We start from the raw sequence: 13,276 nt of genomic DNA on the forward strand, positions 1-13,276 counted from the left end.
TCACCTGAGTCACCGGGAGCCGCCTAAGCGGTGACCCTTCGCACATAGTCCGCCATTCCGGGCACGGTGAAGGACACCTGGCCCAATTCGGGGGCGTAGATGATGCCCTTGCGGATCAGGGATCCCCGGGTCATCGTCATGGACGTCATTTTCTTGCCGGCACGGGCAGCCAAGGTGGCTGTGCTTGATCCCCCGGCGCCGTCCATCGCCATGAGCCGCAGGAACTCGCGTTCGGCCTTGGTGGACCTGCGCCACCGCAGGGGGAAAAACCCCTGGTCCAGCTGGGCGCGCCCCACTTCGACGGCCACCTTCGCATCGTCCGCAGTAATCCGCTTCCGAGGGGCCGACTCCCACGCTGCCGAACCGTACTCCTGCAGGAAATACGGGTACCCGCCCGCAGCGTTGAGCAGCAGATCCAGCGCCTGGGGATCATAGGAGACCCCCTGCTCCGCCGCGGGAGCAACCAATGCGATGCCGGAGTCTTCACGGTCCAGGGCGCCCACCCTCCGGTAGGTAAACAACCCCTCGGCATACCGCTGGGACTGGTTCAGGACTGCCGGCAGATTCGGCAGTCCAGCCGCCACCAGATAGAACGGCCAGTCCCGCTGGCCGGCCTGATGCTGCGCCCCCAGCAGCGCAGACAGGAGGCCCGCGTCCAGGTTCTGCATTTCATCCACGACCAGGATCAGTGCCGATTTCCGTTCCGCCAGAGCCACGGCGGTGTCCTCCACCGTCTCCTCGAAGTCGACGGCGAAGGCGCCGGAGTCGCCCCTGCCATGCCGGGCGCCGACACCAACATCGATCCCGCTGACCTGAAGGCCCGCCGCAAACGAAGCAATGGTTCCCAGGGCAACTGCCAGGGCAGGCGTGCCGCCGCGGGAATGCGCCTTGCGGCCCGCCTGCAGCAGTCCACGGGCGAGCTTTGCACGGATGGCCTTGGGGCCGCCTTCGGCATCCCTTCCCTCCAGCGAGACGACGAGGAAGCCTGCCTCTTCCGCCCTCCTGCGGAACTCTGTTAGCAGCACGGTCTTACCTACTCCGTGCAAACCGTGCAGCACTATCCCCCGGTCCGTACGCCCCGAGGCCGCCCGGGAAATCACGAGGTCAAAATCATTGATCAGGGCTGTTCTGCCGGCCAGTTCGAAAGGGCGGCGGCCGGCTCCTGGTGAGTACGGGTTCGAGGCACTGTGCATGCCACCCATCCTAGCGCTATATCCAGATTTTTTTATATTATTGGATAGAATCGGATAAGAAATGGGGGAGGGTCGACAGGCATCGAAGGAAATCGACCTGCGGTCGCTGCGCGCGCAGATATGGTGACCACACTGCGGCGGAACCCACCAGAGCTGCACACCAGATGGAAATCCCTGCCGGCCACTCCCCTGCCGCGCGTTTACGCACGGGTTTTCGGGTCTACGCGGACGGAATTCTGCCCTGGTTCACTGACACCCATAAGGCAGCATGCGTTTGTCCGATTCATCTGCCGGCCACTCCCCCACCGTCTGGCCCCGCAGGGTTCCATCTGGACGACGGGCGCGCGCTGCTTTGGCGACCTACCGACCCGCGCCTGTTTGGCCTGGCTTGTCATCCACTTCCGCCCCAGCGGCGAACCCCCTGGCCCGGTGGTCTGGTGACAGAGGCAAACCCTGGCAGACACCCCGCCCCCCTCCACGCCAGAGTCACTCATGCAGCGGGGGCACTCCCCTGCCAAAAGATATTTTGGGTTGAATAAGTGTCCAGGGGTGAACATCTGAGGTGAGCGCGGAACTCGCTCTGCGGGGGCGTATCTGGGAAACCTTATATTGATGGATGGAGACGGATACAGGAAAACTAAAGCGTTGGGCGCTCGGGGCTGACGCTCGTGGCCCGCAGGCACAAAGCGAAGGCCCCCACGCGCCGTGCGCACGGGGGCCTTCATCTACATTTGCGGCTTCGCTTCTGCCGGGAGCCGCGAAGTCCGGCTGACTTAGGCCAGCGTCACCAGGTCCAGGTAATCTTCGTTCCAGTGGTCCTCGTCGCCGTCGGGCAGCAGCACAACCCGCTCCGGGTTAAGCGCCGCCACGGCGCCCTCATCGTGGCTGACCATGACCACTGCGCCTGAATAGCTGCTTAGGGCGCCCAGGATCTCCGCGCGGGAAGCGGGGTCGAGGTTGTTGGTGGGCTCATCGAGCAGCAGGACGTTGGCCGAGGAGGCCACGATGGTGGCCAGCGCCAAACGGGTCTTCTCACCGCCGGAGAGCACCCCGGCCTTCTTCTCGACGTCGTCGCCGCTGAACATGAACGAGCCCAGCACGCTGCGTACTTCGGCATCGTCCATGTCCGGAGCGGAAGAGCGCATGTTCTCGAGAACCGTACGTTCGGTGTCCAGCGTTTCGTGCTCCTGGGCGTAGTAACCCACCTTCAGGCCATGGCCGGGAATGATCTTTCCGGTGTCCGGGGTGTCCACACCGGCGAGCATGCGCAGCAGCGTCGTCTTGCCTGCACCGTTCAGGCCCAGGATAACCACCTTGGAACCGCGGTCGATCGCGAGGTCCACGTCGGTGAAGATTTCCAGCGAGCCGTAGCTCTTGCTCAGGCCCTCGGCCATCATGGGCGTCTTGCCGCAGGGTGCCGGATCCGGGAAACGCAGGGCTGCGACCCGGTCGGTGGCGCGGACGGCGTCGAGCCCGCCCATCAGCCGGTCCACGCGCTTGAGCATGCTCTGTGCGGCGGAGGCACCGGAGGCGCGGGCCTTCATCTTGTTGGCCTGGGCCAGCAGGATTCCGGCCTTCTTCTCGGTGTTGGCGCGCTCACGCTTGCGGGCGCGCTCATCGGTTTCGCGCTGGATCTTGTAGCGCTTCCAGTCCATGTTGTAGATGTCAATCGTGGCACGGTTGGCGTCCAGGCTGAAGACCTTGTTGACGGTTGCTTCCAGGAGCGCGGTGTCGTGGCTGATCACGATCAGGCCGCCGGTGTGGTTCTTCAGGAACTCCCGCAGCCAGGAGATGGAGTCGGCGTCCAGGTGGTTGGTGGGCTCATCGAGGAGCATGGTTTCGGCATCGGAATACAGGATCCGTGCCAGCTCCACACGGCGGCGCTGGCCGCCGGATAGGGTGCTCAGGGGCTGGTTCAGCAGCCGGTCCGGCAGCGCCAGGTTGGCGGTGATGGTTGCTGCCTCAGACTCTGCCGCATATCCGCCGGCGGAGAGGAACTCGGCCTCCAGGCGGTCATAGCGGTTCATGGCCTTCTGCGAGATTTTGGGGTCATCACTGGCCATCTCGTCCTGGCACTTCTTTAGCTGCGCGGAAACCTTGTCCAGGCCGCGGGCGGACAGGATGCGGTCGCGCCCCAGCTGCTCCATGTCAGGTGTGCGGGGGTCCTGCGGGAGGTAGCCAATCTCGCCGGCGCGCTTCACATGCCCTGCGGCGGGCAGCGCCTCGCCGGCCAGAACCTTGGTCAGAGTGGTTTTGCCCGCGCCGTTGCGGCCCACCAATCCAATCTTGTCGCCTTTGTCCACACGGAATGAAACCGCTTCCATGAGCAAACGTGCGCCGGCACGGAGCTCGAGATTAGATACGGAAATCACTCAGTGGACCTTTCGAGGGGGTTCGGGGATAGTACTCGCGCTGCGATTGCAGCTTTTCCAGTCTACCGTCGATCGGCGATTTGTAGAAAACCTCCAAAGGAATTAGGGCGCCGCACGGTTATGGTCGACAAGAAATATTGCGGTGCCGCGAAGCACCGCTGACCCCGCTTGTAGACGTGCTACGAAACGAGACCAGATGAGCACTTCGTCCGCCAAAGCTGCGGCTCCTTCCCCCCGGGGGCAGGCCCTCCGTCGGCACTGGACCGCTACGGACCTCTCCCTGATTGCCGTCTTTGCTGCTTTGGTTGCCTCGTTCTCGCTGCTGCCCGGCGTTCCCCTGGGCGCCGGGGTTCCCATTACGCTCCAGACCCTGGCCGTGATGTTGGCCGGCATCATTCTGGGAGCTTCCCGCGGAGCCGCCGCCGTTGCCCTGTTCCTGGCGGCGGGCCTGGCCGGGCTCCCCGTCTTCAGCGGGTTCAGCGGAGGCCTGGGAGTGCTGGCCGGTCCCTCGGCCGGTTACCTGTTGGCCTTTGTGCCCGCCTCCTTCACTGTAGGACTGCTGTCACGGGCGGCCCTGCGCCGCGGCCGCCGAACGCGTTTCCTGCTGCTGTTCGCATCCGCCATGGCCGCCAGCTTTATCTTCGTTCACCCGATGGGCATCGCCGGGCTGATGCTCAACGCCAAGCTCGAATTCCCGGCGGCGCTGGCCGCTGACATGGCATTCTGGCCGGGCGATGTGCTCAAGAACCTGCTCGCGGCAGCCGTGGGCGTCAGCGTTTTCACGGCCTTCCCCCGCCTGGCAGCCAAGAGCCGCTGATGGTCCGGATCCGCCTGCGGGACGTGTCAGTGCTCCGCTCCCCCGACCCTTCTTCCCTGCCCGCCGCCGGCGGCCTTGACGCCGGCAGCACCCCCGGTCCGATCCTCCACCCCTTGAACCTGGATCTGGACGAACCCCGGATCGCGGTCATCGGCGCCAACGGCTCCGGAAAATCGACGCTGCTGAAACTGCTCAACGGACTGTTGGCCCCGGACACCGGCACGGTGACTGTGGACGGCCTGGACACGCTGCGGCACGGCAACCGGGTCCGCCGCCGGGTGGGTTTTGTCTTCACCGATCCCCTCTCCCAGCTGGTCATGCCCACTGGGCGCGACGACGTCGAGCTCTCCCTGCGCGCGTCCATCCGCAACCGGACGGAGCGGAGGGCCGCGGCGGAGGAGAGATTGGCGGCCTTCGGACTGCTGGAACTGGCGGACCGCAGCATCTATGACCTGTCCGGCGGAGAACGGCAGCTGATGGCACTGGCCTCGGTGCTGGCCGTTGAACCGGACGTCCTGGTGGCCGATGAGCCCAGCACCCTGCTGGACCTGCGCAACACCGCCGGGCTCCGCCGGATCTTTGCCGGATTGCCGCAGCAGATCATCTACACCACGCATGATCTGGACTTCGCCGCCGATGCGGAACGGATCCTGGTGGTTGAGGACGGCAGGATCGTGTTCGACGGCGCCCCCCATGCCGCGCTGGCCGCCTACCGAACCCTGGCGTTGGGATCCGGCAGCGGGCCGGCCATGCAGGGTACGCAGTGAGCAGCCGGCCGTGAGGGGCTCGGCTCACCTGCTCGGCGCCTACCGCGCCGGACGATCCCCCGTGCACCGGGCGCCGCTGGGGCTGAAGGCTGCCGCCGTCGTCGTGCTGTCCGCTGTTCTTCTCACCTTTCGTTCGCTGCCGCTGCTGGGCGCAGCACTCCTGCTGGTTCTCGGAGCGTATGCCGCAGCGAGGCTGCTTCCGGAAGCGTGGCGCCCCCTGAAACTGATGTGGCCGGTCCTCCTGCTGCTGGGCGCCTTCCAGGCGTGGTCCAGCGGACCTGCCGCGGCGTTGCTGGTGGTGGGGAACATTGTGTCCTGCGTGGCTGCCGCCCGGCTGTTGACCCTCACCACGCCCCTGCAGGAACTGCTGGACGGCCTGGTGGCCTTGGCCGGCCCATTCCGCTTTGTCGGTGCGGATCCGGAACGATTTGGGTTGACGCTGGCCCTGATGATGCGCAGCATCCCGTTCCTGCTCGGCTCAGCTCAGGACGTGCGCCACTCCGCCATGGCGCGCGGCCTGGAGCGGAACCCCCGTGCCCTCACTGTTCCCGTGGTCATCCGAGCCGTGGCCTACGCCCAGCAGACCGGCGACGCCCTGGCTGCCCGCGGCATCGGCGAGGCCGCCGGAACTCCGAAGGCACCTGAACACCAGCATGCTGACGGTCGGGGGATAATTGCGGAATGAGTTTTAACGAAAATGCACGGCTTGACTCCTCCCGGGTCAGCGACCGGCGGGGCAAAGGCAAAGGTATTGCTGTGGGCGGGGGGCTCGGCGGTGGGCTGATCCTGATCCTGTCACTGATCTTCGGATCGGATGTGGTGGACGGCCTGGGCCTGAGCGACGGCGGCAGTCCCGCCGGGGCCGGCTCCGGCTATTCGGAGAGCATCTCCGAATGCCTGGACGGGGCGGACGCGAACGAGCGCCTGGACTGCCGGATTGTCGGAACCGCCGAGAGCCTGGACAGCTACTGGGGTCCGGCGTTGGCGGCCGAAGGAATGACCTACACCGAACCGGGCGTTGCCCTCTTCAGCGGACGCACCGACACCGCCTGCGGATCAGCGACCAGCGCTGTTGGCCCCTTCTACTGCCCGGCGGATGAGCAGACCTACTATGACACGGCGTTCTTCGATGAGCTCGTGGCCCAATACGGTGCCTCCGGCGGCCCGCTGGCGCAGGAGTACGTGGTGGCCCACGAGTTTGGGCACCACATCCAGAACCTGACCGGCGTGCTGGGTGCTTCGGCGTCCGATCCGCGCGGTGCCGATTCCGCAGCGGTGCGGACCGAACTGCAGGCAGACTGCTACGCCGGACTCTGGGCGGGCAACGCCGCTTCGGTGCCGGCCCCGGGCAGCGCCGAACCCTTCCTGGCGGAGTTGACGGCAACGGACATTCAGGATGCCCTCTCGGCCGCGTCAGCGATTGGTGATGACCGGATCCAGTCCATGGCCACCGGCCAAGTGAATCCGGAGAGCTGGACGCACGGCTCCGGCGACCAGCGGCAGGCCTGGTTCATGCAGGGCTACGACGGCGGCAGCATCGCCTCCTGTGACACGTTCAGCGCTGCGGATCTGGACAACCCCTAGGCCCGGAAAAGTGTTCGGCTCTGCGACCGAAAGAGGCCAACTGTGAAAAAGCTGCGTTTACGTCAAATGCCTGACCGCTATGTCATGGTCCAGCTGGATGCACGGGAGAAGCTGCCGTCATGGTCCACCGGCATCGTCAGCTTCTCCTCCATCACCCGGACGCAAAGCGAGCTCTCCCTCATCGTGCCCCGGCAGGCCGTCCCCGCGGAGGTCAAAGTCGACGGCGAGTGGGACTGCCTGGGCATTGGCCAGCAGTTTTCCCTGGATATCCCCGGGATCGCCGCCTCAGTGGCGTCGCCCCTGGCAGCCGCCGGCCTCAGCGTATTCGTAGTGGCAACGGTGGACACCGACTACTTTTTGGTACGGGATGCTGCGGCTGCAGCTGCCGCTCTGCGGGCAGCCGGCCACAGCGTCACACTGCTGGTCGATGAGCCGGTCTAGTTATTTCGCCAGCTCGCGCCGCAGATCCGTTCTCGGGCCGAAATGTACCGTCTGCAGACCCAGCGCCCGGGCAGCCTCAATGTTCCGGACGTTGTCGTCAATGAAGACAACGTCTTCAGGAGCAGCTCCCAACTCGTCCAGAACATGAACGAAAATCCGGCGGTCAGGCTTGATCATGCCCAGCTGCCCGCTGAAGTAGGTGCGGGCGAAGTGCGCTGCCCACGGGGATTCCTGAAGGTAGCGGGCGGACATCCGGGCCGGCATGTTGGAGAGCAGCGCCAGCTGCGCGCCCTCACCGGACAGGGTTTCCAGCACAGCCATGGTGTCCGGATTCAGGTGCGCCCACTGCTTGGCGTCCAGATCCTCCAGCACCTGCAGCTGCTCCGCGCTCACCGGGGCGCCCAGCACCCGGGTCCAGTATTCGGCGGGCGTATGGGTGCCGGCGTCGTAATCCTCCCGGTGCCTCCAGTAGGGACTCGACGCCGCTGCCAGCTGCGTCCCGGTTTCCCGTTCCAGCGCAGCCCAGTCAGCCGGTTCCGGTTGGGTGGAAAGAACCATGCCGTAGTCGAACAGATACCAGGTTCCGGAACGGGACAACGGTGTCACTGCTGCGCTGCCGGCTCTCCGATATTGACCTCGGTAAAATCACGCCGGAGCGTCCACCGGTTGTCCGCCAGCTGCCAGGATTCCATCAGCAGGGCCCTGCCGGTGACCGCGGGGCCGCTGCGGTAGGTCATTTCGTAGCAGACGACGGCCTCATCGGGCCCCCGGGGAGCAACGGTCCGGAACGCGGCATGCACGGTGCTGCCGCGCATGCCCGAGACCGCGTCCAGGAAACCCTTCCGCGCGGCGTCGCCGTCAAACGGATGGGCCATGGCTGCAACGTGTCCCAGCCAGCCGTGATAATCCGGTGACAGAAAGGCCTCGATGGGGGCGCTGTCCCCGGAAGCCATGGCCTCGTTCCAGGCCGCCATGTAGTCATCGTGAAAATGCGGAGCAGTGTTCATGTGGTCCCCTGGTGGATTCTCGCGTTTGTCCTATGGCGCAGACGCTAGCATCCCCGGGCCGCAAAAAAGAGCAGGGCCGCTCCCCCGTTTCACGGGAAAGCGGCCCTGCTCCTGGTGCACGTTCTCTAGATGTTGAAGCCCAGCGCGCGCATCTGGTCGCGGCCGTCGTCAGTGATCTTCTCGGGACCCCACGGCGGCATCCAGACCCAGCTCAGGCGCCAGTCATCCACAACGCCGTCCAGTGCCTGGCCAACCTGCTCTTCGATGACATCGGTGAGCGGGCAGGCGGCGGTGGTCAGCGTCATGTCGATCAGCAGCGCGCCGTCGTCCGCATACCGCAGGCCGTAGAGCAGCCCCAGGTCAACGACGTTCACGCCCAGCTCGGGGTCGATGACGTCCTTCAGGGCCTCTTCGATGTCCTCCAGGGACGTCTGGGCCAGGTTCGGCTCACTCATCATCTGCTCCTGTGCAGTTGTATCGGTCAGGGTGGTGCCTAGGCCTTCAGGGCGTTGGCCGTGGCGGTGGCCGCTGTGGCGTTGGCGCCGGTGAAGCGGTCGTAGCCTTCTTCTTCCAGGCGGTCGGCAAGTTCCGGGCCACCCTGTTCGGCGATCCGGCCGTCAACGAAGACGTGAACGAAGTCCGGCTTGATGTAGCGCAGGATGCGAGTGTAGTGCGTGATGAGCAGCGTGCCCATTTCGCCCTTGGAGTGCTCGCGGTTGACGCCTTCGGAGACAACCTTGAGGGCGTCAACGTCCAGGCCGGAGTCCGTCTCGTCCAGGATGGCAAACTTCGGGCGGAAGAGCTCGAGCTGGAGGATCTCCACGCGCTTCTTCTCACCGCCGGAGAAGCCTTCGTTGACGTTGCGCGACGCGAAGTCGGCATCGATGCGCAGCTGGCTCATGGCAGCCTTGACGTCCTTGGTCCAGTGGCGCAGGGAGGGGGCTTCACCGTCGAGCGCAGTCTTGGCGGTGCGCAGGAAGTTGGTCATGGTGACGCCGGGAACCTCCACCGGGTACTGCATGGCCAGGAAGAGACCGGCGCGGGCACGCTGGTCAACGCTCATGGACAGGACGTCTTCGCCGTCGAGCGTGATGGAGCCGCTGTCCACGATGTAGCGCGGGTGCCCGGCGATGGTGGAGGCCAGGGTTGACTTGCCGGAGCCGTTGGGGCCCATGATGGCGTGCGTCTCACCGGTGTTGATGGTCAGGCTGACGCCCTTCAGGATCTGCTTTTTGACGTCCTGTTCGGTCAAAATGCTGACGTGAAGATCTTTGATCTCAAGAGTAGACATACGAGTTACGCTTTCTCCTTTGCACGCTCTGGTGCGTATTTAAGCTTCAAAAAGTGTTGGGGCGGTCCCCCGGGAGCCGTGCGGCTCCCGGGAAACGCTGCTAGCTCTCGACTGCTGCGAGCTCGCGCTCGACGGCCTCGGTGAGCCGCTCTTCCAGTGCCGGAACCTTGATCTGCTGGATGATCTCGTTGAGGAACCCGCGGACCACCAGGCGGCGGGCAACATCCTCGGGGATGCCGCGTGCCATCAGGTAGAACAGGTGCTCGTCATCGAAACGGCCGGTGGCGCTGGCATGGCCGGCACCCTCGATCAGTCCGGTTTCGATTTCCAGGTTCGGCACGGAGTCGGCGCGGCCGCCGTCGGTCAGCAGCAGGTTGCGGTTGACCTCGTATGTGTCGGTGCCTTCTGCCTCCTTGCGGATCAGGACGTCACCTACCCAGACGGTGTGTGCATCGCGGCCCTGCAGAGCGCCCTTGTACATCACGCGGGACTTGCAGTTAGGCACTGCGTGGTCCACGAACAGGCGCTGTTCCAGGTGCTGGCCGGCGTCGGCGTAGTAGAGACCGAACATCTGCACGTCACCGCCGGTGGCGGTGAAGCGGGACGACGGCGTGATCCGCACCAGGTCGCCGCCGAGGCTGACGACAACGTGCTTGAACTTCGCGTCGCGGCCAATCTTGGCGTACTGCGCGGAGGCGTGGACGGCGTCGTCGTCCCAATCCTGAACCGACACAACGGTCAGTTCAGCACCGTCTTCGACGACGATTTCCACGTTCTGGGACAGCGTGGCCGAGCCCTTGTGGTCCAAGACCACCACGGCCTTGGAGAACTTCTGCGCGGTGATCACGATGTGCTGGGACGCCGGGTCCTTGCCGGCACCGGTCATGGTCAGCGTGGTGCTGCCCTCGACGACGGTTTCGGCCGGAATGGTAACGGCGGTGGCTTCGGTGAAGGCTTCCCAGGCGGCTGCTGCCACGAGATCCTCGGGGATGCCGGCCGAACCGATGCGGGCGTCGGTGCGGGCCACGTTCTCCACCACGACGCCGTCGGGCGCCACAACGGCCACCTCGGGCGCGGTGCCGGTGAGTTCGGCGGTGTGCAGGCCGCGCAGGCGCTTGAGCGGGGTGAACCGCCAGTCTTCTTCACGTCCGGTCAGTTTGCCGAAGTCACCGCGGTGATAGGAGGTCAGGCGTCCGGCGCGTGAGCTGTCCGGAATTCCCGCCCCGGCGCCGTGGCTGTGGGACTTGCTGCTGTCGCCGCCAAGAACCGAGGAGGATTCATTCAGCGGAGAAAGGTTTTCGCCCTCTTCCGTGAATCCGTCAATCCGGACACGGCTGTCCCCTGAGGGCGCGCCAATCCGGGCCTTGACTTCCCCTACTGCATTGCTGACCTTTTCGGTCACGTTTTCGACGACGTCGTTAAGCTTCGACATTAACCGACGGCTCCTTCCATCTGGAGTTCGATGAGGCGGTTGAGTTCAAGGGCGTATTCCATCGGCAGTTCACGGGCGATCGGCTCAATAAAGCCGCGCACGATCATTGCCATTGCCTCGTCCTCGGGAAGGCCGCGGGACATGAGGTAGAACAGCTGTTCCTCGCTGACGCGGGAAACGGTGGCTTCGTGGCCCATGGTGACGTCATCTTCGCGGATGTCCACGTACGGGTACGTGTCAGAGCGGGAGATGGTGTCCACCAGCAGGGCGTCGCAGCGCACGGTGTTTGCCGAGTGCTTGGCGCCTTCGCGGACCTGGACCAGGCCGCGGTAGGCGGCACGGCCGCCGCCGCGGGCCACGGACTTGGAGATGATGGAGCTCTTGGTGTTCGGGGCAATGTGGACCATCTTGGATCCGGTGTCCTGGTGCTGGCCCTCGCCGGCGAAGGCGATGGACAGGGTCTCTCCCTTGGCGTGCTCGCCGACCAGGTAGACAGCCGGGTACTTCATGGTGACCTTGGAGCCGATGTTGCCGTCGATCCATTCCATGGTGGCGCCCTCGTGCGCAATGGCGCGCTTGGTCACCAGGTTGTACACGTTGTTGGACCAGTTCTGGATGGTGGTGTAGCGGACGCGGGCGCCCTTCTTCACGATGATTTCCACCACGGCGGAGTGCAGGGAGTCCGAGGTGTAGATCGGCGCGGTGCAGCCCTCAATGTAGTGAACGTAGGAGTCCTCGTCCGCAATAATCAGGGTGCGCTCGAACTGGCCCATGTTTTCCGTGTTGATGCGGAAGTAGGCCTGCAGCGGGATTTCAACGTGGACGCCCTTGGGGACGTAAACGAAGGAACCGCCGGACCATACGGCAGTGTTCAGCGAGCCGAACTTGTTGTCGCCCACGGGGATGACCGTTCCGAAGTACTCCTGGAACATCTCCGGGTGTTCCTTCAGCGCGGTGTCCGTGTCCAGGAAGATGACTCCCTGGCGTTCCAGGTCCTCGCGGAGCTGGTGGTACACAACCTCGGACTCGTACTGCGCTGCGACGCCGGACACCAGACGGCCGCGCTCAGCTTCGGGGATGCCGAGCTTCTCGTACGTGTTGCGGATGTCCTCGGGCAGGTCTTCCCAGGTGTTGGCCTGCTTCTCCGTGGAGCGCACAAAGTACTTGATGTTGTCGAAGTCGATGCCGGAGAGGTCTGCACCCCAGGTGGGCATGGGCTTGCGGTCGAAGTACTTGAGGCCCTTCAGGCGCAGATCCAGCATCCACTGGGGTTCGTTCTTCTTCGCCGAGATGTCCCGGACAACTTCCTCGCTGAGTCCGCGTCGGGCGTTTGAACCCGCGACGTCGGAGTCGGCCCATCCGTATTCGTAGGTACCGATGCCCTCGAGTTCGGGGTTTTTCTCCAGGATGTCTGAAATCACAGAATCCGGCACCGCTGCGGGCGCCGTTGACTTCTGGGTTGCTTGATCCGTCATCACGGCCTTTCTTGCTGATGAATGGATGTGGACTGGTTGGTTTCGGCGTGCACGGGAACGTGCGCCTCGGACCTGGTGCGGCCCACGGGTATGTGGGTCGTACAAACGTGCCCGCCGCGGGAGAGCGTGGAAAGTCGACGGACATCCACGTTCAGCAGTCGGGCAAAAACTTCGGTTTCCTTGTCGCAGAAGACCGTGTAGGAACTGGCAAGTCCCTGGATGGGGCAGTGCCCCTGGCACAGCTGGACGCTGAGCAGTGTGCTGGGCTGCTTGGCGGTCCCGATCAGGGTGGTCGAACCGACAAACCCGTCCTTGGTCAGCTCCGCTGCCAGGGCTTCGGCTTTGTCCTGAACGGCGGGACCGGCCGCTTCGACAACCGGACGGTAGCGTTCTTCCATCCGGGCAAAGCGTTCTGCGGCGAATTTCTCGATCGCTTCGGGACCCGCTGCGAGGCCGAGCTGGCGCAGGGCTTCGGTGGCGATGTCCAGGTAATCATTACCCAGATACGCCTGTCCCTGCTTGCTCAGGACATACCGGCGTGCCGGCCGTCCGGCTCCCGAAGACGGATTGTTCACCCGTTTGACTTCGATCAGCCCCTTTGCGGAAAGCGCGTCGAGGTGCCGCCGAACCGCCGCGGGGGTGAACCCCAGCCGTTCGCCGAGCTCCGCTGCGCTCACCGGGCCATGCTCGAGCACCGCGCCCAGGACACGGTCCCGGGTGCGTTCCTCCGCTTCGCGGGCTGCTGCCGGCTTGGCGACTGCCTTCGGCTCAGAGTTACTCACAGAATACACAACACAAGCATGACCTAATTTGTTCCTCCCTGCCAGTAAGGACAGGCTACCCACCGGCAGCCCGCGCCCGGAGATCACGACCCGGGGTGCATCGCCCCGTACTACC

At 64.8% G+C, this 13,276-nt stretch carries 14 protein-coding genes; 5 read left to right on the top strand and 9 right to left on the bottom strand.

Annotated elements, in window-relative coordinates; genetic code table 11:
- Positions 1-23 precede the first annotated feature (23 nt).
- Positions 24-1,193 (bottom strand): ATP-binding protein, encoded by a 1,170-nt coding sequence (locus MUG94_RS08965; protein WP_227907780.1) that lies wholly within the window; start codon positions 1,191-1,193, stop codon positions 24-26.
- A gap of 773 nt (positions 1,194-1,966) precedes the next feature.
- On the bottom strand, positions 1,967-3,565 hold the full coding sequence (locus MUG94_RS08970) for an ABC-F family ATP-binding cassette domain-containing protein (RefSeq protein WP_227889840.1): 1,599 nt from the start codon (positions 3,563-3,565) through the stop codon (positions 1,967-1,969).
- Between the two features lie 196 nt (positions 3,566-3,761).
- On the opposite strand from MUG94_RS08970, the gene MUG94_RS08975 reads away from it, so the two are divergent.
- The 5 genes from MUG94_RS08975 (at position 3,762) to MUG94_RS08995 (ending at position 7,174) form a co-directional block, all read left to right on the top strand.
- A complete protein-coding gene (locus MUG94_RS08975; RefSeq protein ID WP_227889841.1) occupies positions 3,762-4,382 on the top strand; it encodes a biotin transporter BioY in 621 nt (206 codons plus the stop codon).
- Complete coding sequence (locus MUG94_RS08980; RefSeq protein WP_227907778.1) at positions 4,382-5,149, top strand: energy-coupling factor ABC transporter ATP-binding protein; 768 nt, start codon at positions 4,382-4,384, stop codon at positions 5,147-5,149. The genes MUG94_RS08975 and MUG94_RS08980 overlap by 1 nt, the downstream gene beginning before the upstream one ends.
- Positions 5,150-5,159: 10 nt before the next feature.
- Complete coding sequence (locus MUG94_RS08985; RefSeq protein ID WP_227907777.1) at positions 5,160-5,834, top strand: energy-coupling factor transporter transmembrane component T; 675 nt, start codon at positions 5,160-5,162, stop codon at positions 5,832-5,834.
- Positions 5,831-6,733 (top strand): KPN_02809 family neutral zinc metallopeptidase, encoded by a 903-nt coding sequence (gene ypfJ / locus MUG94_RS08990; protein ID WP_227907775.1) that lies wholly within the window; start codon positions 5,831-5,833, stop codon positions 6,731-6,733. The genes MUG94_RS08985 and ypfJ overlap by 4 nt, the downstream gene beginning before the upstream one ends.
- A gap of 66 nt (positions 6,734-6,799) precedes the next feature.
- Positions 6,800-7,174: an ACT domain-containing protein gene (locus MUG94_RS08995; RefSeq protein ID WP_227907774.1), complete on the top strand. Its 375-nt coding sequence runs from the start codon at positions 6,800-6,802 to the stop codon at positions 7,172-7,174.
- Here MUG94_RS08995 and MUG94_RS09000 read toward each other — a convergent pair whose 3' ends face one another.
- From MUG94_RS09000 to MUG94_RS09030, 7 genes are all read right to left on the bottom strand, one after another.
- Positions 7,175-7,771, bottom strand: a complete 597-nt coding sequence (locus MUG94_RS09000) for an HAD family hydrolase (RefSeq protein WP_247098805.1) — start codon at positions 7,769-7,771, stop codon at positions 7,175-7,177.
- Positions 7,772-7,776: 5 nt separating this feature from the next.
- Positions 7,777-8,181, bottom strand: a complete 405-nt coding sequence (locus tag MUG94_RS09005) for a nuclear transport factor 2 family protein (RefSeq protein WP_227907771.1) — start codon at positions 8,179-8,181, stop codon at positions 7,777-7,779.
- A gap of 125 nt (positions 8,182-8,306) precedes the next feature.
- Complete coding sequence (locus MUG94_RS09010) at positions 8,307-8,636, bottom strand: metal-sulfur cluster assembly factor (protein WP_104054819.1); 330 nt, start codon at positions 8,634-8,636, stop codon at positions 8,307-8,309.
- Between the two features lie 38 nt (positions 8,637-8,674).
- Entirely contained in the window at positions 8,675-9,472 is a 798-nt protein-coding gene (sufC, locus tag MUG94_RS09015; RefSeq protein ID WP_227889847.1) for a Fe-S cluster assembly ATPase SufC, read from the bottom strand.
- A gap of 100 nt (positions 9,473-9,572) precedes the next feature.
- A complete protein-coding gene (gene sufD, locus MUG94_RS09020) occupies positions 9,573-10,904 on the bottom strand; it encodes a Fe-S cluster assembly protein SufD (RefSeq protein WP_227907769.1) in 1,332 nt (443 codons plus the stop codon).
- A complete protein-coding gene (gene sufB / locus MUG94_RS09025) occupies positions 10,904-12,379 on the bottom strand; it encodes a Fe-S cluster assembly protein SufB (RefSeq protein ID WP_104054204.1) in 1,476 nt (491 codons plus the stop codon). The genes sufD and sufB overlap by 1 nt, the downstream gene beginning before the upstream one ends.
- Positions 12,379-13,170: a helix-turn-helix transcriptional regulator gene (locus MUG94_RS09030; protein ID WP_423724092.1), complete on the bottom strand. Its 792-nt coding sequence runs from the start codon at positions 13,168-13,170 to the stop codon at positions 12,379-12,381. The genes sufB and MUG94_RS09030 overlap by 1 nt, the downstream gene beginning before the upstream one ends.
- Positions 13,171-13,276: the final 106 nt, after the last annotated feature.

Source organism: Arthrobacter gengyunqii, from assembly GCF_023022985.1.
Taxonomy (GTDB): Bacteria; Actinomycetota; Actinomycetes; order Actinomycetales; family Micrococcaceae; genus Arthrobacter_B; species Arthrobacter_B gengyunqii.

Coding starts and splice junctions, on each gene's coding strand:
- MUG94_RS08965 (WP_227907780.1), bottom strand. CDS start 1,193: ATGCACAGTGCCTCGAACCCGTACTCACCAGGAGCCGGCCGCCGCCCT.
- MUG94_RS08975 (WP_227889841.1), top strand. CDS start 3,762: ATGAGCACTTCGTCCGCCAAAGCTGCGGCTCCTTCCCCCCGGGGGCAG.
- MUG94_RS08980 (WP_227907778.1), top strand. CDS start 4,382: ATGGTCCGGATCCGCCTGCGGGACGTGTCAGTGCTCCGCTCCCCCGAC.
- ypfJ (WP_227907775.1), top strand. CDS start 5,831: ATGAGTTTTAACGAAAATGCACGGCTTGACTCCTCCCGGGTCAGCGAC.
- MUG94_RS08995 (WP_227907774.1), top strand. CDS start 6,800: ATGCCTGACCGCTATGTCATGGTCCAGCTGGATGCACGGGAGAAGCTG.
- MUG94_RS09005 (WP_227907771.1), bottom strand. CDS start 8,181: ATGAACACTGCTCCGCATTTTCACGATGACTACATGGCGGCCTGGAAC.
- MUG94_RS09010 (WP_104054819.1), bottom strand. CDS start 8,636: ATGAGTGAGCCGAACCTGGCCCAGACGTCCCTGGAGGACATCGAAGAG.
- sufC (WP_227889847.1), bottom strand. CDS start 9,472: ATGTCTACTCTTGAGATCAAAGATCTTCACGTCAGCATTTTGACCGAA.
- sufD (WP_227907769.1), bottom strand. CDS start 10,904: ATGTCGAAGCTTAACGACGTCGTCGAAAACGTGACCGAAAAGGTCAGC.
- sufB (WP_104054204.1), bottom strand. CDS start 12,379: ATGACGGATCAAGCAACCCAGAAGTCAACGGCGCCCGCAGCGGTGCCG.